The 21,509-nt window shown below is 45.2% G+C and carries 24 protein-coding genes; 11 read left to right on the forward strand and 13 right to left on the reverse strand.

Annotated features, from left to right (window positions below; all coding sequences use genetic code 11):
* Nucleotides 1-8: 8 nt before the first annotated feature.
* The 4 genes from BWI96_RS09575 to map all read left to right on the forward strand — a co-directional run bounded on the left by BWI96_RS09575 (nucleotide 9) and on the right by map (nucleotide 3,938).
* Nucleotides 9-1,121 (forward strand): AAA family ATPase, encoded by a 1,113-nt coding sequence (locus BWI96_RS09575; RefSeq protein WP_106636432.1) that lies wholly within the window; start codon nucleotides 9-11, stop codon nucleotides 1,119-1,121.
* Nucleotides 1,118-2,635, forward strand: a complete 1,518-nt coding sequence (locus BWI96_RS09580) for a hypothetical protein (RefSeq protein ID WP_106636433.1) — start codon at nucleotides 1,118-1,120, stop codon at nucleotides 2,633-2,635. The genes BWI96_RS09575 and BWI96_RS09580 overlap by 4 nt, the downstream gene beginning before the upstream one ends.
* Nucleotides 2,636-2,754: 119 nt before the next feature.
* Nucleotides 2,755-3,120: an SbcC/MukB-like Walker B domain-containing protein gene (locus tag BWI96_RS09585; protein ID WP_157830289.1), complete on the forward strand. Its 366-nt coding sequence runs from the start codon at nucleotides 2,755-2,757 to the stop codon at nucleotides 3,118-3,120.
* Nucleotides 3,121-3,173: 53 nt separating this feature from the next.
* Nucleotides 3,174-3,938, forward strand: coding sequence for a type I methionyl aminopeptidase (map, locus tag BWI96_RS09590; protein WP_106636435.1), 765 nt, complete (start codon nucleotides 3,174-3,176; stop codon nucleotides 3,936-3,938).
* 114 nt (nucleotides 3,939-4,052) lie between these two features.
* Here the strand turns inward: map and BWI96_RS09595 are convergent, their stop codons facing one another.
* From BWI96_RS09595 to prfA, 12 genes are all read right to left on the reverse strand, one after another.
* The gene (locus BWI96_RS09595; protein ID WP_106636436.1) at nucleotides 4,053-4,544 is read right to left on the reverse strand and encodes a hypothetical protein; all 492 of its coding nucleotides are present in this window, start codon (nucleotides 4,542-4,544) and stop codon (nucleotides 4,053-4,055) included.
* 108 nt (nucleotides 4,545-4,652) lie between these two features.
* Nucleotides 4,653-5,588 carry an L-threonylcarbamoyladenylate synthase gene (locus BWI96_RS09600; RefSeq protein ID WP_106636437.1) on the reverse strand — a complete coding sequence of 312 codons (936 nt, stop codon included), beginning with the start codon at nucleotides 5,586-5,588 and terminating at the stop codon, nucleotides 4,653-4,655.
* 152 nt (nucleotides 5,589-5,740) lie between these two features.
* Complete coding sequence (locus BWI96_RS09605) at nucleotides 5,741-6,460, reverse strand: SIMPL domain-containing protein (protein ID WP_106636438.1); 720 nt, start codon at nucleotides 6,458-6,460, stop codon at nucleotides 5,741-5,743.
* Nucleotides 6,461-6,600: 140 nt separating this feature from the next.
* Nucleotides 6,601-7,059 (reverse strand): 2-amino-4-hydroxy-6-hydroxymethyldihydropteridine diphosphokinase, encoded by a 459-nt coding sequence (folK, locus tag BWI96_RS09610; protein WP_369804130.1) that lies wholly within the window; start codon nucleotides 7,057-7,059, stop codon nucleotides 6,601-6,603.
* Between the two features lie 90 nt (nucleotides 7,060-7,149).
* Nucleotides 7,150-8,688 (reverse strand): YifB family Mg chelatase-like AAA ATPase, encoded by a 1,539-nt coding sequence (locus tag BWI96_RS09615; protein WP_106636440.1) that lies wholly within the window; start codon nucleotides 8,686-8,688, stop codon nucleotides 7,150-7,152.
* Nucleotides 8,689-8,826: 138 nt separating this feature from the next.
* Entirely contained in the window at nucleotides 8,827-9,930 is a 1,104-nt protein-coding gene (locus BWI96_RS09620) for a DNA topoisomerase IB (RefSeq protein ID WP_106636441.1), read from the reverse strand.
* A 55-nt stretch (nucleotides 9,931-9,985) separates the two neighbouring features.
* The gene (locus BWI96_RS09625) at nucleotides 9,986-10,264 is read right to left on the reverse strand and encodes a hypothetical protein (RefSeq protein ID WP_106636442.1); all 279 of its coding nucleotides are present in this window, start codon (nucleotides 10,262-10,264) and stop codon (nucleotides 9,986-9,988) included.
* A 171-nt stretch (nucleotides 10,265-10,435) separates the two neighbouring features.
* Nucleotides 10,436-11,224 carry an NAD(P)-dependent oxidoreductase gene (locus tag BWI96_RS09630; RefSeq protein WP_106636443.1) on the reverse strand — a complete coding sequence of 263 codons (789 nt, stop codon included), beginning with the start codon at nucleotides 11,222-11,224 and terminating at the stop codon, nucleotides 10,436-10,438.
* A 30-nt stretch (nucleotides 11,225-11,254) separates the two neighbouring features.
* A complete protein-coding gene (gene nadD, locus BWI96_RS09635; protein WP_106636444.1) occupies nucleotides 11,255-11,827 on the reverse strand; it encodes a nicotinate (nicotinamide) nucleotide adenylyltransferase in 573 nt (190 codons plus the stop codon).
* 81 nt (nucleotides 11,828-11,908) lie between these two features.
* Entirely contained in the window at nucleotides 11,909-13,171 is a 1,263-nt protein-coding gene (locus BWI96_RS09640) for a DNA recombination protein RmuC (RefSeq protein WP_106636445.1), read from the reverse strand.
* 19 nt (nucleotides 13,172-13,190) lie between these two features.
* Entirely contained in the window at nucleotides 13,191-13,394 is a 204-nt protein-coding gene (locus tag BWI96_RS09645) for a hypothetical protein (protein WP_106636446.1), read from the reverse strand.
* Nucleotides 13,395-13,514: 120 nt separating this feature from the next.
* The gene (gene prfA, locus BWI96_RS09650) at nucleotides 13,515-14,585 is read right to left on the reverse strand and encodes a peptide chain release factor 1 (RefSeq protein ID WP_106636447.1); all 1,071 of its coding nucleotides are present in this window, start codon (nucleotides 14,583-14,585) and stop codon (nucleotides 13,515-13,517) included.
* A gap of 177 nt (nucleotides 14,586-14,762) precedes the next feature.
* Here prfA and BWI96_RS09660 point away from each other — a divergent pair, with 177 nt between their 5' ends.
* From BWI96_RS09660 to BWI96_RS09670, 3 genes are read left to right on the forward strand one after another with little or no spacing between them, the layout of a single operon-like run.
* Nucleotides 14,763-15,134: a hypothetical protein gene (locus BWI96_RS09660; protein ID WP_106636449.1), complete on the forward strand. Its 372-nt coding sequence runs from the start codon at nucleotides 14,763-14,765 to the stop codon at nucleotides 15,132-15,134.
* A gap of 11 nt (nucleotides 15,135-15,145) precedes the next feature.
* Nucleotides 15,146-15,727 carry a hypothetical protein gene (locus BWI96_RS09665; protein ID WP_157830290.1) on the forward strand — a complete coding sequence of 194 codons (582 nt, stop codon included), beginning with the start codon at nucleotides 15,146-15,148 and terminating at the stop codon, nucleotides 15,725-15,727.
* Nucleotides 15,728-15,786: 59 nt separating this feature from the next.
* A complete protein-coding gene (locus BWI96_RS09670; RefSeq protein ID WP_106636451.1) occupies nucleotides 15,787-17,445 on the forward strand; it encodes a S41 family peptidase in 1,659 nt (552 codons plus the stop codon).
* 40 nt (nucleotides 17,446-17,485) lie between these two features.
* Here the strand turns inward: BWI96_RS09670 and BWI96_RS09675 are convergent, their stop codons facing one another.
* Nucleotides 17,486-17,956, reverse strand: a complete 471-nt coding sequence (locus BWI96_RS09675) for a hypothetical protein (protein WP_106636452.1) — start codon at nucleotides 17,954-17,956, stop codon at nucleotides 17,486-17,488.
* A 146-nt stretch (nucleotides 17,957-18,102) separates the two neighbouring features.
* Between BWI96_RS09675 and BWI96_RS09680 the strand changes: the two genes are divergently transcribed.
* The 4 genes from BWI96_RS09680 to nth all read left to right on the forward strand — a co-directional run bounded on the left by BWI96_RS09680 (nucleotide 18,103) and on the right by nth (nucleotide 21,503).
* Complete coding sequence (locus BWI96_RS09680; protein ID WP_106636453.1) at nucleotides 18,103-19,638, forward strand: lipopolysaccharide biosynthesis protein; 1,536 nt, start codon at nucleotides 18,103-18,105, stop codon at nucleotides 19,636-19,638.
* A gap of 294 nt (nucleotides 19,639-19,932) precedes the next feature.
* Nucleotides 19,933-20,532, forward strand: coding sequence for an RNA polymerase sigma factor (locus tag BWI96_RS09685; RefSeq protein WP_106636454.1), 600 nt, complete (start codon nucleotides 19,933-19,935; stop codon nucleotides 20,530-20,532).
* The gene (locus BWI96_RS09690; protein WP_106636455.1) at nucleotides 20,507-20,758 is read left to right on the forward strand and encodes a hypothetical protein; all 252 of its coding nucleotides are present in this window, start codon (nucleotides 20,507-20,509) and stop codon (nucleotides 20,756-20,758) included. The genes BWI96_RS09685 and BWI96_RS09690 overlap by 26 nt, the downstream gene beginning before the upstream one ends.
* A gap of 67 nt (nucleotides 20,759-20,825) precedes the next feature.
* Complete coding sequence (nth, locus tag BWI96_RS09695; protein WP_106636456.1) at nucleotides 20,826-21,503, forward strand: endonuclease III; 678 nt, start codon at nucleotides 20,826-20,828, stop codon at nucleotides 21,501-21,503.
* Nucleotides 21,504-21,509: the final 6 nt, after the last annotated feature.

Below are 21,509 nucleotides of genomic sequence, written 5' to 3' on the forward strand. Positions count from 1 at the left end.
ACATCCGAATGCGTATTTTAAAAGTTAGTTTCGAGAATATTAACTCCTTACGGGGCCAGCATACCATTGATTTTCAGAATGAAGCTGCGTTTCGCAACTCCAATCTTTTTGCCATTACCGGCCCCACCGGAGCGGGGAAAACCACAATTCTCGACGTAATTACCCTGGCTTTGTATCACCGAACGCCTCGATTGGGAGAGGTCAATAGTAATCTGCTGGAAAAACTGGGAGGTATTCTCACCCGGGATACCAATCAGGCTTATGCGGAAGTTAGCTTTACCACGCCACGAGGGTCGTACCGGGCCAAGTGGAGTTTACAGCGGGAAATCATCAGCCGGGGAGCTAATAAAGGACAGTCCCGACTGGATGAATACGCTGAAATTGCTGATTTAGAAAGTAATACCATTCTGGCCTCGAAGAAAAAGAAGGAAGTTCAGGAAGAAATCCGAAAACGGGTTGGGCTGGATTATGAACAATTTGTCAAAGCCATCTTGCTTTCGCAGGGCGACTTTGCGGCTTTTCTGAAAGCCAGACGCGAAGAACGGGCGGAGTTACTCGAACGGATTACGGGTACGGAGATCTACCGGAAACTCGGTATGGAAGCTTTTTCCCGCTGGCACGATCACCATAAAAAAGAAATCGAAAGCAAACAACAAAGCCTTGATCTTCAGAAAATTCTTACGGAAGAAGAGCTAAAAGTCTTGCTGGAAGAAATAGAAAAGCACGAAGAGTTATACCGAGTATCTGAAACAAAACGAAAATCGCTGGAAGTACAGGTGCAGCGAAAAAAGCGGATTCGGGAAATTCAGACTGCTCTCGACGTACTGCATCAGAGAGAATACCCACGTTGGAATGTGGATAAACAAACCTTTGATACGCAGGATGCTCTGGTCCTGGAACGGCATGAACGAGTCCAGCAATTTTCAGAACCGCTTACGAACTATCAGCTACAGGAGCAAAGCCTGAAAAGCACTAAGCTTCAGTGGGAACGGATTACCAAAGAGCAGGCACTGGCTCAGCAAAACCAGAAGCAGTTACTATCAGACATTGCAGGATTAGTAACGGAATTAGTGACGGCCCAGTCAGCTCAGCGAAGTATTGAGGTTTTCGGGAAAAAGTGAGCCAGAGTTACACGGATCAGCAGATGGCCAGCCAGAACTGGGGAACGGCTAAAAATCAGGCGTTTGAGTTACTAACCAAAACCCAGTCGCCCGAAATTCAGTCCTTCTGGAGCCGTGGAGCGTACGCCGATTGTCTCAGTATTTCCCGCGAAGCCTGGCAGGAAATTAATCAACGCAAAACGGAACTTCAGCAGTTATACCAACTAGACAAGAACACCGATGTCCAAACGCTTCGCCAAGAGTCGATGCAACGGCGGGAAGCGTATCAACAACTGGAAATTCAGGTTCGACATTACGAAAATCTCCGAAAGCGATTAACGGATTATGATCGGCAAGTGGAAGAACAACGAAAGTTAATCCACGAACAATTACCACTTATCCACAAATCCACACAAGAGGTAACAGAAGCCAGAAATCTACTACAAATCGCTCAGGAAGAACAACTTAACTTTATTAGGGAAACATCAATTCCCCGGTTACGCACAGAGTTATCCACAGAACAGCCTTGTCCGGTGTGTGGATCAACACACCATCCCGTTTTGTTGAAAACGGATGAAGAAGATCACTTCAGTGTGGATACCTATTTGCGGGAACTGGAAAATTTAAAGGCCCGTTTCGAAGCCCGGGAAAGAAATCTGGCGACCCTGGAAACCCGTTTGCGTCAACTGGAAAATGATAGAAAAGGAATTGAGGTAAAGATTCAGACGTTAGAGGCAGAGAAAGCCAATGCTCAAACGGAAGAAAAACCCATTATTCAGGTGATCAGTAAGTGGAAAGCTGATTTAAAGATTGAAAAAATTGGCAAGTCCGAAGAAGTCCGGGATTGGTTGCAAAAAGAAACCGAGCGTTTCCAGCACTTGGAAGAATTACTGAAAATTCAGGAGAAGAGTGAAAGTCTGGCTCAATTTGGCCGCCATCTGAAAGAAGGACTGTCTTACTTCCAGAAACACCAGGAACTAACGGACGCGTTAAAAAAGCTTTACGTAAAAGACATCAAGTTTCTGGCGGGCGATTGTGACGGGTTACTTCAGAAACTGGTGCATAAGTCCTATTCTCCTGAACAATATACACAGGAGTTAGAAGAATGTCAGCAAAGTTATATACAGGCTGAAATAGCATTTAAAAGCCTGAAAGATAAACTATTAACAGAGTTATCCACATTTGGATTTAGTTCAGTGGAAGAAGCCAGAGCCGCGTTACTTTCACCGGATAACCACCGAAAATTAACGCAACAAAAAGAACAACTTGTTCAACGAAAAACGCAGCTCGATACCCAACTGGATACCTTAACTCAGGAAATAACGCTTCTTCAGGAACAGGATGAGGCAGCGATTGAGATTTCCACTTTACTAACGGAAATTGAAACGCACAGCATGGTTGAACGGGAGTATCTGCAAAAAATAGGAGGCTGGAAGCAATCGCTGAAAGACAATGAAGTCAGTCGGACTGAGCACGCCAAAAGGCTTGAAGAGATTGCGGAACTGGAACAACGTTATAAAAATGGCGGTTATTAGCCGAAGGTCTGGGGGATCGGGAAGGGAAAAAATTCAATCAGTTTGCTCAGAAATTAACGCTGGCTAATCTGGCTCGTTCGGCCAATAGTCGACTGAAAGATTTATCGGATCGATACCTATTGTTGCCGCCCGAAGGAGACGAAGAAAACCTTTGGGTGCTGGATCGAAACTTCGACGAACGCCGGGCCGTTTCTACCCTATCCGGGGGCGAAACCTTTCTGGTGAGTCTGGCTCTGGCTTTGGGACTTAGCGATATGGTATCGAAAAACGTTCGGATTGAAAGTTTATTCATCGATGAAGGCTTTGGTACACTAGATCCCGATACGCTGGAAATTGCTCTGGGAACACTCGAAAAACTCCAGGCGGAATCTAACCGCATGATCGGGATTATCTCGCACGTAGAGGCCTTAAAAGAACGCATTACAACGCAGATTCAGTTGCGGAAACAAGCCAGTGGATTTAGCGAAATGGAAATCGTAGGATAAACTAAAACCCTTTGGCTAAGGTTGTTACTAGTAAGATTTAAAATTAATACCATATGTCGATTACATCGCAGGCAGAAATGGCCGGAATGAAGGAGGTAAGTCAGGCCGTAGCTCTTACCCTGAAGGAAATGCGGACATACGCAAAACCGGGTATGACGACGAAGGAACTGGATAATTTTGGTGGAAAAATCTTAAAGGAACTCGGAGCTAAATCGGCTCCCAGGGCTTCTTACGGTTTCCCGGGCTGGACTTGCATCAGTGTGAATAATGAGGTGGCTCACGGCATTCCTTCGGCTAAGAAAATACTCCGCGAAGGCGATCTCGTCAACGTAGATGTATCAGCTGAGTTGAATGGTTTCTGGGCGGATAATGGCGGTTCGTTTGTGTTAGGAAACGATGCCAGGAATCACCAGCGGTTAGTAGATACTTCGAAGCAAATCCTCCATAAAGCGATTCACCAGATCAAAACGGGTGTTCGGATTGCAGATATTGGCTTACTGATTGAAACAGAAGCTAAAAAGGCGGGCTACCGGGTTATTAAAAACCTGGCGGGGCATGGCATTGGCCGCAAATTACACGAAGAACCCAGCGAGATTCTGAACTGTTATAATCCGCATAACAAATCCCGATTCAAGAAAAATGCGGTAGTAGCTATCGAAACGTTTATCTCTACGCATTCCATTTACGCCGATGAGGCCGGAGACGGCTGGACTTTACTCGGCAATCGCGGTGGTTATGTAGCTCAACACGAGCATACCATTGTGGTAACAGACGATAAGCCCGTGATTCTGACAGAAGCTAACGAAATCTGGAGCTGATTTTAAGATAATTAATGGATGCCAGCTTTTCGCTGGCATCTATACTTCTCAAAAGTTGTAAAATGGGGCACGCTGCTTTTTGGAAAGATATAAGAGTAAAATACTGATAACCGTTTACTGACGTTTCAATAACGCTTTCTGTAGATAATCAACGGAAAAAGTGGTAACGGGCTGAACACTTCCTTTTTTCCCGGAAGTAACTTCAAAAACTAATTCGTCGCCCTTTAGTTCATACGTTGACGTCAACGTAATTCCTTCGGTTTCAAAAAGGCTAAATAGTTTATTTTCAAAACGATAGGAAGGTAATGCAGTACCATCTCCTTCATCAATGACGTAATGACCTTTGCTCTCGTCAACTATCTTCAATGTATAGTCTTTAACTGCGGGATGCTTGGTGGATAAGTATTCCGTTTTCCACAACCAGACCTGAGGGTCCTGCGTTTCGGCTACGGTTAACAGAATCTTGACGCTATCTTTCAGCTGCCCTTTCTGATACATCCGCATCATACCTTCCCACTTTCCAAGACACGCTTTACCAAATGAAACCTGAGCTTTTACGGAGCTTAGCGAAGCCATGATTAAGAAAAGTAAAAGTCTGGTTTTCATAAGGTTGTAGAGATTTCTTAGGTAAAGAAGCGATAAATCGCGTCTGGATTAACAAGGGTAATAGCTATAGGGAATTCAACTATAGCCGAGTGACGGCGTGTTTGGGTATCATAAAGCCGCTGCCCGTCGGATACGGTCATTAATGGCTACACCTAAATCCTGCTCGGGTAATAATTCGGCGTAAATATGATCCAAGTCCAGGGCATCGAGTCTTCGCATGGCCGCAAATAGCTGGCGGGCTGCTTCGGCGTAATTACCCGTAGGCGAAAGAATTTCCTGATGGATAAAGCCATAATCGGTTTGAAAACCAAGGATTCCGATCCGATCTGACGGCAGTAACGTTTCCAGTTCTCCATGAATTGAAAGCGGCGTGCGAGGGGCGTAATGACTTTTCAACATCCCCGGAGCCTGTGGATTAGAGCTGGAATGGGCCCTCACCTCGACAGTTCCAATCAAAGCCTCAATCGCTTCAATGGGTGTTCCTCCTTTTCGGTACACGATAACGTCATCGCCTTCAAAACCGACAATGGTAGATTCTACCCCAATTTCGCAAGGGCCACCGTCTAAAATATACGGAATCTTATCGCCTAACTGCTGCTCGACGTGCTCAGCCGTCGTTGGACTTATGTAGCCGAAGGGATTCGCACTGGGAGCGGCCAGGGGGAAAGGTAACTGTTCGAGCAAAGAGCGAGTCAATGCATGCTGAGGAATGCGGACGGCCACGGTATCCAGCCCACTAGTTACCAAATCCGGGATTTGCGGGGCTTTGGGTAAAAGGAAAGTAAGCGGACCGGGTGTTAATTTTTCAGCTAGTAATAGAGCCTTCTCGGGAATGTCACGAACAAACTCCTGTAAACGTTCAAATGAATTGGTGTGGATAATAAGCGGATCAAAAGCCGGACGATTTTTTACCCGGAAAATGGAAAGTACGGCCTCTTCATTCAAAGCATTACCTGCCAGTCCGTAGACTGTTTCCGTTGGAATACCCACCAATGCTCCTGCTTCCAGAAGCTCTTTCGCCCGTTGCAAATCCGTCCCGATCATTTTCTTAGTTTACTGTTTTCTGTCTCGGGTTTTCAGTTTTTAGGCTGTTTATACCCTCTAATCATTACAAAAATACGGCAAAGCATTTTCATTTTATAAAGAAAAACGACCTGCGTCAGAGCAGGTCGTTTAAGTACTTAAGTAAATCAGTATTATTTAATTCGGAATATAACCTGAATGCGAGAGGTAAACTTCACCTTTTGGTATTCCAGATCGCTATCAGCAACCTCAGCGGTACTTGCATCTGCTTTCATTAGAGCCATCCGAGGCATAGCCATGTATTGTGGATAAATATCGCCGTCTTCAACTTCGTGAATTTCCAGCACTTCACCCAATTTTCCGCCTAAAGCCTCCACCATGTACGTGGCTTTCTCGCGGGCCTCTTGCAGAGCTTTGATTTTGTTATCCTTACGTAACTGCTCTTTTTTCGAGTAGTCTACCCGGCTGATGCGGGTGCTGCTTACCCCACGGGAATCTACTTTTGAGAGCAAGTTATCCACATTATATAATTTTGAAAGTTTCAGTTGATACTGTTTGCTTTCCAGGAACTGAGCGGGGTTTTTCTTTTTGCCCACGCTGCTCTGATAACCTGAAATTCCCTGAATACTCAGAGCCTCTTTAGGCAAGCCCGCTGCCTGAACGGACTGAGCTAACTGTTTTTCGAGAATATCAATGGTCACTTTATCTTTTTGATTTTTCTCGTCGTTGTAATATTCCTTAAGAGTAATGCTCAAATAAAACTCATCGGGGTCCACTTCAACTTCGGAAGTGCCCGTGATCTCGATTTTACGAACGGGTTCTTTATCCACATTTTGAGCGAAAAGGGTAGTACTGAATAATAAGGTTCCGGCAAGCAAAAGAATGTTTTTCATGACTTTGTGTAATTAATTGGTTTTTGAATCATTTCACCCTTTGGATGCAAGCGACTCAAAAATTCCATAAAAGAAGGTTGTTAATGAAAGTTAAAGAAAATAGTACTCTGATAATCAATTAAATAATAACAAAAATAATTTCAAATTCTGTTAACCACAGAGTTATCCACACACTGATTTAATAACTCCTGCTGAGTTAAGTTGAGTGAAGGATGCATAAAATCCGGGGCGATCTCAGCGAGCGGAGCCAGCGTAAACCGACGCTCGGGAATGTACGGATGTGGCACCTTCAACTGAGGCAAGTCTAAAATTTCTGAGCCATAATACAGCAAGTCAATATCCAGTAAACGAGCTCCCCATTTCTCCTTCCGAACTCGCCCCATTTCAATTTCAATGGCCTGCGTCTGGGCGAGTACCTCCAATGGTTGTAATGCCGTTGAAAGTAATAAAACCTGATTCAGAAAATTAGGCTGATCCGTCAAGCCCCAGGCCGCCGTTTCCCACAGACTGGATTGTAAAGTAACCGTTCCAACCCGTTCGGAAAGCAGCTCAATAGCCCGCCGAAAAGTCTCCTGACGATCCCCCAAATTAGCCCCCAAAAGCAAAAAAATATCCAAATTACTAACGAGAAATTAAGGTGAGAACAAAATAACCAACGGAAAACTGCAAACTAAAAACGGACAACTCATCTAGCTTCCCCAGTTCTCCCGATCCAGACTTCGATACTGAATCGCCTCAGCTAAATGTTCAATTTTGATTTCTTCCGAACCCGCCAGATCCGCAATGGTTCGCGAAACGCGAAGAATACGATCGAAAGCCCGGGCGGAAAGCTGCAATTTATTCATCGCCGTCTTTAATAACATCTTGCCCGCTTCGCTTAGTGCACAAACTTGCCGAACCATCTCAGAAGACATCATGGCGTTGCAATAGATGCCCGGATTATCCTTGAACCGTTCCGTCTGAATATCGCGGGCTTTAATCACCCGATCCCGAATCTGAGCACTGGGTTCCGATTTGCGGGTGGAGGAAAGCTGGTCGAAATTGACGGGTGTTACCTCTACGTGCAGATCAATGCGATCTAACAGAGGACCTGAAATTTTACTTAAATACTTACCCACACTTCCCGGTGGACAACTGCATTCTTTTTCCGGGTGGTTGTAATAGCCACAGGGACAGGGATTCATACTGGCAATGAGCATAAAATTTGCCGGAAATTCTACCGCCCAGCGAGCCCTTGAAATACTCACCGTTCGTTCTTCCAGGGGTTGTCGCATGACTTCCAGAGCCGAGCGTTTGAATTCGGGTAACTCATCCAGAAATAAAACGCCATTATGAGCCAGTGAAATTTCGCCGGGTTGAGGCATGCCCCCGCCTCCTACCAAAGCTGCATCAGAAATCGTGTGGTGGGGATTACGGTAGGGTCTTCGGGCAATGAGGGTCGCTTTCGTCCCGAGTTTACCCGCTACTGAATGAATTTTGGTGGTTTCCAGAGCTTCTTGCAAAGACAAAGGGGGCAGAATGCTCGGTAGACGCTTCGCCAGCATGGTTTTTCCAGCTCCCGGCGGACCAATCATGATAACATTGTGTCCACCGGCGGCGGCAATCTCCAAGGAGCGTTTGATGTTTTCCTGACCCTGCACATCGGCAAAATCCGTTTCATATTCATTCAGTGTACTCAGGAAAATATCCCGCGTATCCGAAATCGTAGGTTCGATCTCCAATGTGCCTTTGAGGAAATCTACGGCTTCCTGAAGCGTCGTTACGCCGATGACATCGAGGTTATTCACAATCGAAGCTTCCGAGGCATTTTCTTTGGGTAGAATAAACCCCTTGAATTTATTCCTACGGGCCTCAATCGCGATGGGCAATACGCCCTTAATAGGCCGAAGTTTACCATCGAGGGATAACTCTCCCATAATCATAAACTCTTCCAGTTTCTTCAGGTTGGCTTGTTCTGAAGAATGAATAATGCATAAAGCAATGGGCAAATCGTACGCCGAGCCTTCCTTACGCACGTCAGCCGGGGCGAGGTTAATGACCGTTTTGTTACGGGGATAGAAGTAATCCTGATATTTAATGGCCGCCTCTACCCGTTGCACGCTTTCCTTGACGGCACTGTCGGGCAAACCGACCAGATAAGTGTTGTTCCCCTGCCCCACGGTAACTTCAATGGTTACCATCGTTGCATTTACCCCAAAAATGGCCGCTCCGTACGTTTTTGCCAGCATAATCAATCAATGAGAAAATAAACAACAAACTTAAGGTCTTTCCTCTGACAAATGGAGCCGATAAGTAATTGGGAGTAGTCTGAACACAGAAAACCCCTCGAAAGGCATCTTCCGAGGGGTTTTCTGTGCGTGATCAGATTAAAAGCTGGCTTCCAATAACTCTTTTACTTTTAGTTCGAGTGGTGATAAAGCCGTTGTATCGTCTGCACTTTTCACGGGAACATCCAGTCCATCACAGTATTTCCACAGCTTTTCCGATTCGTAGGCCGAAATGATTTTGGGGTGAACGTAATATTTTTTGCTCACCGCCCGCGTATTACCCAGAGCTTCGGCTACCAGGTCGTAACAGCGATTGATATTTTTCTTGCAGGCTGTTGGGGTATCGAACAAACCTAAAGCCTGGAAAGCTTCGAAGGCTCCTAAGGTACCACGCCAGGTTCGGAAATCTTTGGCGGTGAATTCTTCGCCAGTAATGTTTTTCAGGTAGGCATTGATATCGCCTGACCCTACGCTTTTATGATTACCGTCGTTATCGATGTATTGAAAAAGCTCTTCACCAGGCACGTCTTTGCACCGCTGAACGAGCTTGGCTAGCTTTCGATCTTTCAGGCTGATCTCGTGATAAACGCCCTTTTTTCCTTTAAACCGAAACGTCACTTTCGATCCTTCGATATCGGCATGTTTATCCTGCATGGTGGTTAGTCCATACGAGCCGTTCTGCTTTTTGTACTCTTCGTTACCAATGCGAATGCTGGTTTTTTCCATCAATTGCACGATCAGAGCAAGTACTTTTTCGTAAGGCAAACCTGGCCGCCGTAAGTCCTGTTGCACTTGCTGGCGAATCTTGGGTAATAACTCAGCAAACTGAATAATGCGGGAGAATTTAGTTTCGTTTCGAACTTCGTTCCAATCGGGGTGATAACGGTATTGTTTACGTCCCTTCGTGTCATAGCCTGTCGCCTGTAAGTGTCCATTTTCCAACGGACTTATCCACACTTTTTCCCAGGCTGGAGGAATCACTAGCGAGCGGATTCGGCGTAGTGTTTCCACGTCGCGAATGGGCTTTTTATCCGCATCAACGTATCGAAAAGACTTACTGTGTCTAAGTCGAAGAATACCCGGCTGGTCGTCGGTCGTATAGATCAGACCCGCCACTTTCGCGGAACGCTTGGGATCTTTCGACCACAGACGAGTTCGACGACGACGGGCCGGTTTTAGAGGCAAAGGAGGTACAACACTCATATATATTCAATTTTGGGTTGGAACAGTAAATGATCCATCGGTAATGAATCCATTACTAATTCTCTTTTTCAGGATCGGGAGCTTCGTTGTGTTCCTGATGACGAGCGTCGTCCTGCTGATGGCGATCAGCTCGATCGATGTTTCCTTTCTCTCGCAGACTTGGTTCGGTTTCAATATCGGTTCGGTCGAACTCTCCTTTTTCTTCCTCGAAAGACTGTTCATAGTTTTCAAAACCAGCATCAGCGTTAGCTTCCAGTTCTGATGGATTAAGTCCTACATACAAGCGATTAGGCTCTTTTTTATCCGTATTTTCAGCGTTTGGTGTCGTTTTCATGGCTTATTCTATGTTAAATAGAGTAGTACATGAAAAAACAGTTCCTTCGCTTACATTCCCCTGTAGGCACTTAGGAATTGTAGAAATTATTACCTAGTGAAGAGACAATAACAGTTACGTGTAAGTAATCCGTACTTACACAAAAACTTATTTACGTATTTAAGTAAAATATTATTTAAAATGTACAGGATTGGGAAAGCGGAAAGAATAGGAAAGAATGCGTTGAAGTTTTTCGCTGGAAATGATTTTGAAAGAAAGTGGTTCTTTCGGTACCTCAAAGACAGGCGGTTGCCAGTGGTGATCTTTGGCATTTTGTTCGTACACATCCCGTCGGATGGGGTGTTCGGGGCAGACTACATTGAAAACCTCACCCCAGCTATTCTGCTCCACGATGCTTTCCACGATGTGGATAACGTCGTCCCGGTGAACAAAGTTGACGGGAACATCGCCCGTATGAACCGTCTTGCCAATAAAGTACTTCCCCGCAATTCGATCATAACCCATTAATCCGCCACAACGCAGAATAGTAACTGGAAAGGGATTTTCCTGAAGTAAGTTTTCCACCTCAACCAACGGATGATCAGAAATAACCGGGCCGTTTTCATCGATGATACCATTGGTATCTGGATAGACTGAGGTCGAAGAAATGTAGATAATACGACCTTGAAAAGAAGTTAAGCTTTTAAGTAAATACTTAATTTGTTGAGGATGGAAAGCATCCCCTTGTTTACCAGCCCTTGGAGGGATACTAATAATCAAGACATCCGCGTCTAGCAAAGCGGAGAGATCACCTTCTATTTCTGGTTTGAAATTCAGTAATACGGGTTGAATACGAACCTCCTGCAAAGCGGGAATTTTCTCAGGAGTAGTAGTTGTTCCGGTAACGATATACCCCTTCGTTGCAAGAAAAGCACCCAATGGTAACCCCAGCCAGCCGCAACCCAGAATACTGATTTTCATTTGTTTAATGTTGAGTAAATAAGTAAATACTTACAGGTAAAATTTCTTCCAGCGGATGTACGTCTCTACCTCTTCCGAAACCATATAACGAATGGTTCGTTCGGCTTTGATCTGGGCTCGAATAAAGGTGGCAGAAATGTCGAGTAAAGGAGCCTCTACCATTCGAACATTGGGATGATGCTCTAACTCACTCGGCTCGGAATTGGGCCTTGGATATACGTATAAGCCAAAATCATTCAGGATTTTTTCGTGTTCTTTCCAGTTCGGAAATTGGCCGAGGTTATCGCCACCGATGATTAACCGGAAGGTATGCTGCGGGAATTTTTCCTGAAGTTTAGTTAACGTATCAACGGTATAACTGGGCCGGGGCATGGAAAACTCTACGTCCGTTACGCGAAGTTTTGAGTTATTCTGAATGGCCAGTTCCACGAGCTTATAGCGATCTTCTTCGTGAAGTAACTGCTTATTTTTCTTGAAGGGATTTTGCGGCGAGACCACAAACCAAACCTGATCCAGATCGGTGGTTTCGGCCATTACATTCGCCACAATCAAATGCCCAATGTGAATCGGATTAAAAGAACCAAAAAATAGACCAATATTCATTGTCCTGAGTTTAGGGTTTTAAGGTTTAGAGTTTAGGGTTTTATAACTCAAAACACCAAACCCTAAACTCAAAACTGCACGTTATTCTTCCGCCTGATCGAGCCAGGATTTGGGTAGATCCTTGGTGGAGCGGGCTCCGAGGGCTTTGATTTTCTCGGCGGTGCGGAGCATATTTCCTTTGCCTTCGGCCAGCTTCTTGACGGCTTCATCGTAGGCGTTTTGGGAAGATTTGAGGGTATCTCCTACTTTTTGCAAATCCCGGATGAAGCCTTCAAACTTGTCGTATAACTCTCCGCTGAGGCGGGCAATCTCGAGCGAATTCTTACTCTGCTTTTCGAATTTCCAGATGCTGGAAACCGTTCGTAACGTTGCCAGTAAAGTGGTGGGGCTTACCAATACAATCCGCCGTTCCCAGGCAAAATTGAATAGCTCAGCATCCGACTGGATCGCCAGACTAAAGGCGGGTTCAATGGGCATGAATAAGAGCACAAAGTCGGGCGTTAGTAAGCCCTGAGCCGTTTCGTACTTTTTCTCCGCTAATAGTCGGATATGGCTTCGCACGGAACTCAAATGAGCCGTCAGGTATTTCCCGCGTTCCATCTCATCATCGCAGCCCATGCAACGTTCGTAGGCTAACAGAGAAACTTTCGCATCCACAATCAGGTGTTTGTTGTCGGGCAGGTAAATAACCACGTCCGGCCTAATCAGAGCGTTATCCACATTCTGGGTTAATACCTGGGTATTATACTCAGCTCCTTTCATCAGACCTGAGCGTTCCAGTACTTTTTCCAGAATCACCTCACCCCAGTTTCCCTGTTGTCTGGTATCACCTTTGAGGGCTTTAGCCAGATTATCGGCATCCTGACTGAGTCGCTGACTCAAATCATGGAGTTTACGAACTTCGGCCAGCAGGCTCACCTTATCGCGAAGTTCTTCTTTGTAGTTCTCCTCAATTTTTCGCTCGAAGGCTTGAATTTTTTCACCCAGGGGATGCAGCAACTGATTCAGGTTAAGCTGATTCTGTTCGGTGAAACGCCGGGATTTTTCTTCAAGTAAGTCATTGGCCAGGTGCCGAAATTGCGAAGAAAGTTCTTCTTGCTGGAAATGAAGCTTATCCTCCAGATTGCGGTAATCTGCTTCCAGAGCGGCTAACTGACGATTCAAATCCAGGGTATTCTGACGCTCTTTTTCCAGCGTTAAGCGAAGCTGACTAGTCTCGTTCTGGAGCGACTGAAAGGAATGCTCAGCCACTCGGAGCTGTGAGCCCTTCTGGCCTTTGGTAGCCATCCAGGTTGCTACAGCTCCGATGAGCAGGCCGGTAAAGAGAAAGAGAAAATCGCTCAAGAATGAAATGATTAAGAACTCAATTCAAATGCTGATCCAGAATGTTCGACAAACGAACATTGGCTTCTTCTTTCAGGATGGGAAAAGCATGAAGTAACTCGGCAGAAGTAACCACCAAATGCTGCTTTTCTTCCATTTCAATAGATGTTACAAAAGATAAACGATCTAATAACTGCTTCATAAAAACAGCCTGATCATCAGGAATTTCAATCGTAATTTTCATGACTTTTAATAGAGTTTGGGAAGGTTTGAAAGTTAGAGATGGTTTGAAGTCTGAGGTACGTTTTCAAACCTCAAACCCTATTAACCCTTCAAACGAATTCCAACAATAATCAACTAATTACTAAACAGCTCCTTCTTTCAGACGCTCGGCGTTTTCGGCGATGCGTAACTGTTCGATGAAGTCGCCAATTTCTCCGTCCATAACAGCGGGAAGGTTATAAACCGTAAGACCAATGCGGTGATCGGTCACCCGTGATTGTGGATAATTGTACGTTCGGATTTTATCGGAGCGGTCACCCGAGCCAACCATGCTCTTGCGGGCACCGGAAATTTCGGCCTGTTGTTTCGCTAATTCCATTTCGTACAAGCGTGAACGAAGAACAGTCATCGCTTTCTCAAAGTTCTTGATCTGCGAACGTTCGTCCTGGCATTGTACCACCAGTCCGGTAGGTAAGTGCGTGACCCGAACGGCAGAGTACGTGGTGTTAACGGATTGTCCACCGGCCCCTGACGAACAGAAGGTATCTTTCCGAATGTCGTTCATGTTAATCTGAACGTCCACTTCTTCGGCTTCGGGTAATACGGCTACCGAGGCGGCAGAGGTGTGAATCCGGCCCTGCGTTTCCGTCGCGGGCACGCGTTGTACGCGGTGCACACCCGACTCAAACTTCAGCTTTCCGTATACGTCTTCTCCCTGCACGGAAGCAATAATCTCTTTGAAACCACCCGAGCTACCTTCGGTCTGGTCCATGATCTGGAACTGCCAGCCCTGATTCTGGGCAAAACGCTGGTACATGCGAAAGATGTCACCGGCAAAAATAGCCGCTTCGTCGCCACCCGTACCGCCGCGAACTTCCAGAATGATGTTTCGGCTGTCGTTAGGATCTTTCGGAATCAGTAACTCTTTTAATTCCTGTTCTATTTCGTCCTGTTTGGGTTCGAGTTCGTCGAGTTCGGCTTTTGCCATTTCCCGAAAATCTTCGTCTTTTTCTGTGGATAATACTTCTTTGGCAGAAGCGATCTGTCCGAGCAGCAACTCGTATTCCTCGTACTTTTTAACGATTTTTTCCAGATCTTTATATTCTTTACTAAGGGCTTTATATCGCTTTACATCGCTTGCCACTTCGGGCTGCACGATTTGTTGGGATACTTCCTGAAAGCGTTCGCGTATGGCTTCTAATTGCTCAAGCATGGTCGTGAGAATGAATCATTTTCCTTCGATTTCATTTTTGAAGGATAAAATTTCTGCAAAGATAATTATTATAAGAGGTTCCAACGAAAGAACCTATAGCAAAGCGTTGATGTTAGGAGTAATAGAAGATTTATCCATCGGAAAACCAGTTACTCTAATTATCCGTAATTTTACTGCGTGAAAGTTATTCCATCCTTCATCGTTCTTTTTCTGGTGCTGACGGCTACGGCTGTTCAGGCCATTGATATTCCCTTGTTCGGAAAAACCCGAAAAGCGGTGATCAATGGACAGGTAGTACGCGTGAAACGGGCCACTATTATTTTAAAGGTAAGTCCTGAAATTCGTCTTTCTACGTTCAACACTCCTTGGGGCCGTCGGCAGTTTGATCGCCTGAGTGAAACATTCAATATGGACTTTCTTCGTCCTGGTCGAGTTTTTGCACCTCCTACGTATCTGCGGATTAAAAGTGCATCCTTACCTTCGCCGAATATCTATCGGAACGAGACTGGATTGTTGATCTCCTCCAGTCCGAGTCTGGTTACTCTTTAACATTATCTTTTATGAAAATACAGGGATGCATACTTATCTTGGGTATGGTGGTTTGTAACGCCTGCGAATTCAAGCGGCTGGATACGGCTAAAATGAAGCAGGACATGGAGAATCAGCAGATTAAGCACGTAACCAGCTCTCAGCTTTCTACATTTTCCAGTGAAAAGGGCGAAGAACTGGCTGGCGTTTTACAGCAACAACCCGTCAGAGCTTTACGTAATACCACCTTCGTGGATTCGCTGGCAAAAGCTTCGGCTTCTCGTATCGTCTTCGTCCCCACGCAGGACCTGAGTAAGCCCCAAACGGATACCAAAACGAAGGAAGTATTTGCCGCCTATCAGTACAGTGCAGAAAAGCACTTACCTCAGGAAACGAATATTCAGCAAATTGGTGACGGCAGCGAGTGGTTATATACCGTTCCCGTTGTGATGACTAAAGAAATAGAAGCAGCACTGGTAAACAAAAGTATCAGTAATCCAGTCATTCAATCGGTACCGCAAAACGACTTGCTGGGCCTGTGGGCTATTTACCTGAGTCGAAAGGAATTGATTCGGCAGATTGATCCTAAAAAACTGGAGAAAAAGAATTTATAAGCACCACAAAGAAACGTTTCTACGTTGTTGCCTTGATCGAATATATCTTATAGAACCCTATGGAAAACCATTCAGATAAAAATATCCGAAACAGTTCTTCTACCGTTCGGCTGCCTTTGTTACTGGCCATTACCATGGCTGGCGGCATTCTGATTGGTGCTACGTTCTTTGGGGGGCGGCCCAAGTATTCGGGTGACTTGGTGCGTAACCTGAATAAATTTCGGGAAATCATTTCCTGGATTGATAATGCCTACGTTGATTCAGTCAATACCGATACGTTGGTGGATTATGGTCTGGAAAAAATGATGACCCGCCTTGATCCCCACAGTGTATACATCCCGAAAAAGGAAGTTGCTGCGGCTAAGGCTCAGCTTGAGTCGGGATTTGATGGTATTGGGGTAGAATTTAATATTTTCAACGATACCGTTTTTGTTATTAATGCCATTCCCGGAGGTCCGGCAGCAGCAGCGGGCTTACGCTCGGGGGACCGCATGATTAAAGCCGACGGTACTTTACTGACGGGTAAGAACATAGACAATAAACTCATCTTTAGTAAACTTCGCGGACCGGGTGGAACGCCCGTCAAGCTGGACATTCAGCGTCGCGGTGAGAAAAACCTGCTTCCTTTTACGGTCACTCGCGGTCGCATCCCAACGTATTCGATCTCGGCGGCTTATATGATTGATCCCCAAACGGGTTATATCAAAATTGATCGCTTCGCTGAGTCTACTTATACCGAATTCCGCAATACGCTGGCTTCGCTGAAAAAAGAAGGCATGACCCGCCTGATGCTGGATTTACGCGGCAACGGCGGCGGTTTCAAAGACCGGGCAACGAATATTGTTGATGAATTATTGGGAGGTAATAAACTGATTGTCAAGACTAATGGAAAAAGTCCCCAGTTTGACGAGGAAACTTTTGCAAACAAAGAAGGACTTTTCGAAAAAGGAGCCGTGGTCTTATTAATCGATGAGAATTCGGCTTCGGCATCCGAGATTGTGGCAGGTGCCTTGCAGGATCATGATCGGGCGTTGTTGGTGGGTCGTCGCACGTTTGGCAAGGGATTGGTGCAGACGCCCATTGATCTTTCGGATGGTTCGCAGATTCGCATTACCGTTTCGCGGTATTATACCCCCAGTGGCCGTTGTATTCAGAAACCTTACGCCGTTTACGAATCCGATGATCGGTATAAAGACGGCGAATTGTTCGTGGCTGATAGTGTGAAATTCGATAAAAAACAGGCCTTTAAAACCGATCATGGTCGTCCTGTGTACGGCGGTGGCGGTATTATTCCCGACGTTTTCGTACCCATTGATACTACTTACCGAACGCGTTATTTATACCAGTTAGCGGGCAAAAATGTGATTGCAGAATATGCCTTCCGTTATGCTCTGGATAACAAAGCCCGGTTAGGCGGACAAACGTTTAAAGAGTATCTGCAGAAATTTAACGTAACCGATGCCATGTTGAATGAAGTCGTAGCTATGGCGGCGGCTTCAGGAATCAAGCGAAATGAGGCCGAGTTTAACCGTTCAAAGGGATATGTGCGGGATCAGATTAAAGCCCTAGTAGCTAGTTATGTCTGGGAAAAACGGGCTACGACTGCCGGACTTCGCAATGAGCTTTATCAGGTTTTAAACGCCAATGATCCCCTGTATAAGAAAGCCTTGAGTGGTTTTCCACAGGCTGATCAAATGGCGGTTAACCAGCTTAAGTAACAACGTATTTCGATTTTGAAAAGGTGAGTAGGCTGAAATCCTATTCACCTTTTTCTTTGGTTTTTCTCAATTGCCAGGACACACCAAGCCAGGTGCGGAAATTCCCCGATTTAAAATCCTGACGTGAATAAGGGGTGATTTCGAAAGCAATGCCCAGTTGTGGGACTTTTTCCAGCGGATATACCCGCGTTCCGACGCTCAAGAGGTAACCCTGAATGAGACGGCTACGGGAATCCACAATCTTACCAACGATACCCATGTTAGCTCCTACCCCGGCGTAAAACAAATGCTGAGGCTTGCGAACGAAAGTTACCATCGGAACCACTTCCGTATTTAAGGAAGAAAAGATGGAATTCGTCTGAAAACGGGCATCTACCCAAATTCGATTTTTAGGATTGCTGCTTATGTTCAGAATGCTGTTAAAAGGGTAATAACCCACCGCCGCCTGGGCAAAAAGCGACTGAGCAGAGGTGAAGAAGAACAGCAAAACGAGGAAGTAAAGAAATTTCATGGGAGAAAGTTTTGCTCAAAAGTACGATTCTCTCGCTCTCATTGCTCACCGCTTTGGTAATTTGCCCCCTGGCTGCTATACCTTTGCGGCGAAGTTGCTACCGATCATACTGATCAGACGTTTCGCAATGAGCGTACATTTTTCACATGGGTGCTTTAAAGAAATTAGCCAGTGACACGGCTTTATATGGTGTCAGCAGCATTTTAGGTAGGGTAATTGGCTATCTTCTGGTTCCCTTACATACCTCCGTATTCCGACCCGGCGTCATGGCCGAGCAGGTTACCTATTTTCTTTGGGTGGCTCTGTTAAACGTGATTTATGTATTTGGGATGGAGACTACCTTTTTCCGGTTTGCGTCCCGTGAGAAAGATCGTTTTCAGGAATTTTATAACCTTTCCATTACGGCCATTCTGACCGTAAGTGCCATTTGTTCGGGCTTAATCATTCTGTTTTCTTCGTCCATTGCGGAGGAATTTGGTTATCCTGGTCGGGGGCAACTGGTTAGCTGGCTTGCCATCATCATGGTTATTGATGCTCTGGTAGCCATTCCCTATGCCCGCATTCGCCTCGAAAAACGACCCCGAAAGTTCGTAGCCATTCGCGTGTCTAACATCATGCTGAACGTAGGGTTGAATTTTTACTTTCTCTGGTTTTGTAAAGGCATTCACGATGGACATTTTCTGACGTTTCTGCAAGGAACCTGGTTATTCAACTATAATCCTGAACTAGGCGTAGGTTATATTGTATTTGCCAATCTGATTGCTAACCTGGCAACGATCCCGATGTTATGGACGGAGTTTCGGGATTTTCGCTTTCGCTGGGACTGGAACGCTTTCAAACCCATGTGGATTTATGCGTACCCGATATTAATTTTAGGATTGGCAGGAAACTTCAATCAGCTCTTTGACCGTCTTGTGCTTGAACGCTGGTTACCCGAAGGTTTCTACCCCGGTCGCACTTCCAAAGAAGCTCTGGGTATTTATGGAAACGTATACAAACTTTCCATATTTATGAGTCTGGTCATTCAGTCATTCCGATACGCAGCCGAGCCTTTTTTCTTTTCGAAGGCTGAAGATAAAAATGCCCCCGGCGTATTTGCCGATGTAATGAAATGGTTTATCATCGTCTCGGTATTAATCTGGGTAGCCGTTTCGATTAATCTGGATTTAGTAGCCGAGTTATTTCTCCGCCAGAAAGAATACTGGGAAGGGCTGGACGTGGTGCCGGTGCTGTTACTAGCGAATTTATTCCTGGGTATTTATTACAACCTCACCATCTGGTTCAAGCTTTCAGACCGCACCCAGTATGGTACCTTACTAACCTTCATTGGGGCCGCAGTAACGCTGGTTGCTAACTTTATACTCATTCCCTATTTGGGTTATCTGGGTTGTGCCATTGCGTTCGCGGTCTCCTGCTTTATAATGATGGTTACCTGTTATGGATTGGGCGAAAAATATTACCCTATTCCCTACTATGTTTCGTCGGCGGTGGGTTATCTGCTGGTGGGCGGTGGATTAATCGTTATTTCTTCTTTTATAAAAATTGAAAACCTTTGGCTTTCGACTTTCGTACATGGTCTGCTGTTGTTAGGCTTTATGATAGGTATATTAGTGAAGGAACAAAATTCGTTACCACTGGCCCTTCGCCGAAAATTGGGTGTTTTTTTACCATTAAATAAATAAAGGTCTATATAATGAATTTATTGTACTATAATTGTGATTCCTCACAAGAAGATGATAGTACGGTAAAACTGATTTTATTCAAAAGAACCTTTGCTGAAAAAGCCTGATTGGTTAAAAATTACCATCGTGCTTGTTAAAATCTGTTAAATATGTCGTCCAGAGGCTTCGTTTGACTGAATCATTTTTGGTTATTTGCGTAAGCTCATTAATTTTGATTATTACAAATTCTTAAAAAAAACCGGATAGGAGATACTACATGCAGCACCGCTCTACGTTAACTAAACTGGAAAGTAAATGGCAAAAGTCCAATTTAGCGACAGTGAGCTGGTTTCGCTATATATCCGTGGTAATGAGCGTGCCTTTGAGCATTTAGTAAACAGATATAAATCAAAGGTTTACACAACCATTTACCTTATCGTTAAGGACTCGTTTGTGGCAGAAGATTTGACTCAGGATACCTTCATCAAGGCCGTCGATACGCTGCAATCAGGACGATATAACGAAGAAGGTAAATTTCTTCCCTGGATCGTACGAATTGCTCACAACCTCGCAATTGATTTTTTCCGCCGAGAGAGACGCTACCCCGAAGTGGTGTTCGAAGACGGAAGCAATGTGTTTAATACGTTAGAATTTGCGGACGACTCCATCGAGGCGACGACGATTCGTAACGAAACGTATGAACACCTGAAAGATCTCATTACGCGGCTCCCTGAACCGCAGCGTGAAGTACTGGTTATGCGGCACTACGAAGACATGAGCTTTCAGGAAATTGCTGATGCAACGGGCGTTAGTATTAACACCGCGTTAGGTCGTATGCGTTATGCTCTCATCAATTTACGGAAGATGATGAGTAAAAACGTACGTACGCATGATACAAACCTTTACACAAAATGACATTCTTCGTTACGCTTACGAAGAAACCACTACGGAAGAAAACCAGCAGATCGAAGAACTGCTCATGCACGACCATGAGTTACTCCTGTTCTATCTCGATGTCATGGATTTGAAAGCTGGTCTGAATAAAATTGAGCTGGAGCCATCCACCCGCGTAATTGATACAATTCTGAACTACTCGAAAGAGAAGCGTCAGCAAAGCCAGTCCCGTCAGCAGTATCACTGAAACGGGATTGGTTTTTTGTTTATATTCGCGTACCCCTCTCCATTGACGAGACGGGGTTTTTTTGCTTATGACTAAGAAAGAACGTTACGCAGGCCTGATTGCCTACTTTACCGAACATTTTCCCGAACCTGAGACCGAGCTGATTTATCGAAATCCGTATGAATTACTGGTGTCGGTTATTCTTTCTGCCCAGTGTACGGATAAACGGGTTAATATGGTCACGCCTAAATTGTTCGAGCGTTTCCCAACGCCTGAATTATTGCAATTGGCTAGCCCTGATGAGGTTTTTGAGTACATTCGCTCGATTTCCTACCCTAATAATAAGGCAAAGCATCTGGTTGGAATGGCCAAAATTCTGGTTAACGAATTCGGTTCGGAAGTTCCTGCCAAAGTCGAAGATTTGCAGAAAATGCCGGGTGTAGGCAGAAAAACGGCAAACGTAATTGCTTCGGTGATTTACAATCAGCCGACAATGGCCGTGGATACGCACGTCTTTCGGGTTTCGCATCGTATGGGGCTGGTTAATAAAACGGCAACGACCCCGCTAGCCGTTGAGAAGGAATTGATGAAATACATTCCCAAAGAAAAGGTACCCAGAGCTCACCATTGGTTGATTCTACACGGACGATACGTCTGCCTGGCCCGGTCGCCAAAGTGTCAGGAATGTCAGCTAACGGAATTCTGTCAGTACTGGCAGAAAAATTTAGTAGCTATTCCTCTAAAAAAAGAGCTGAAAAGCCTGTAGTACCCG

Origin of the sequence: Siphonobacter sp. SORGH_AS_0500 (genome assembly GCF_002838835.1) — a bacterium.
Lineage (GTDB): Bacteria > Bacteroidota > Bacteroidia > Cytophagales > Spirosomataceae > Siphonobacter.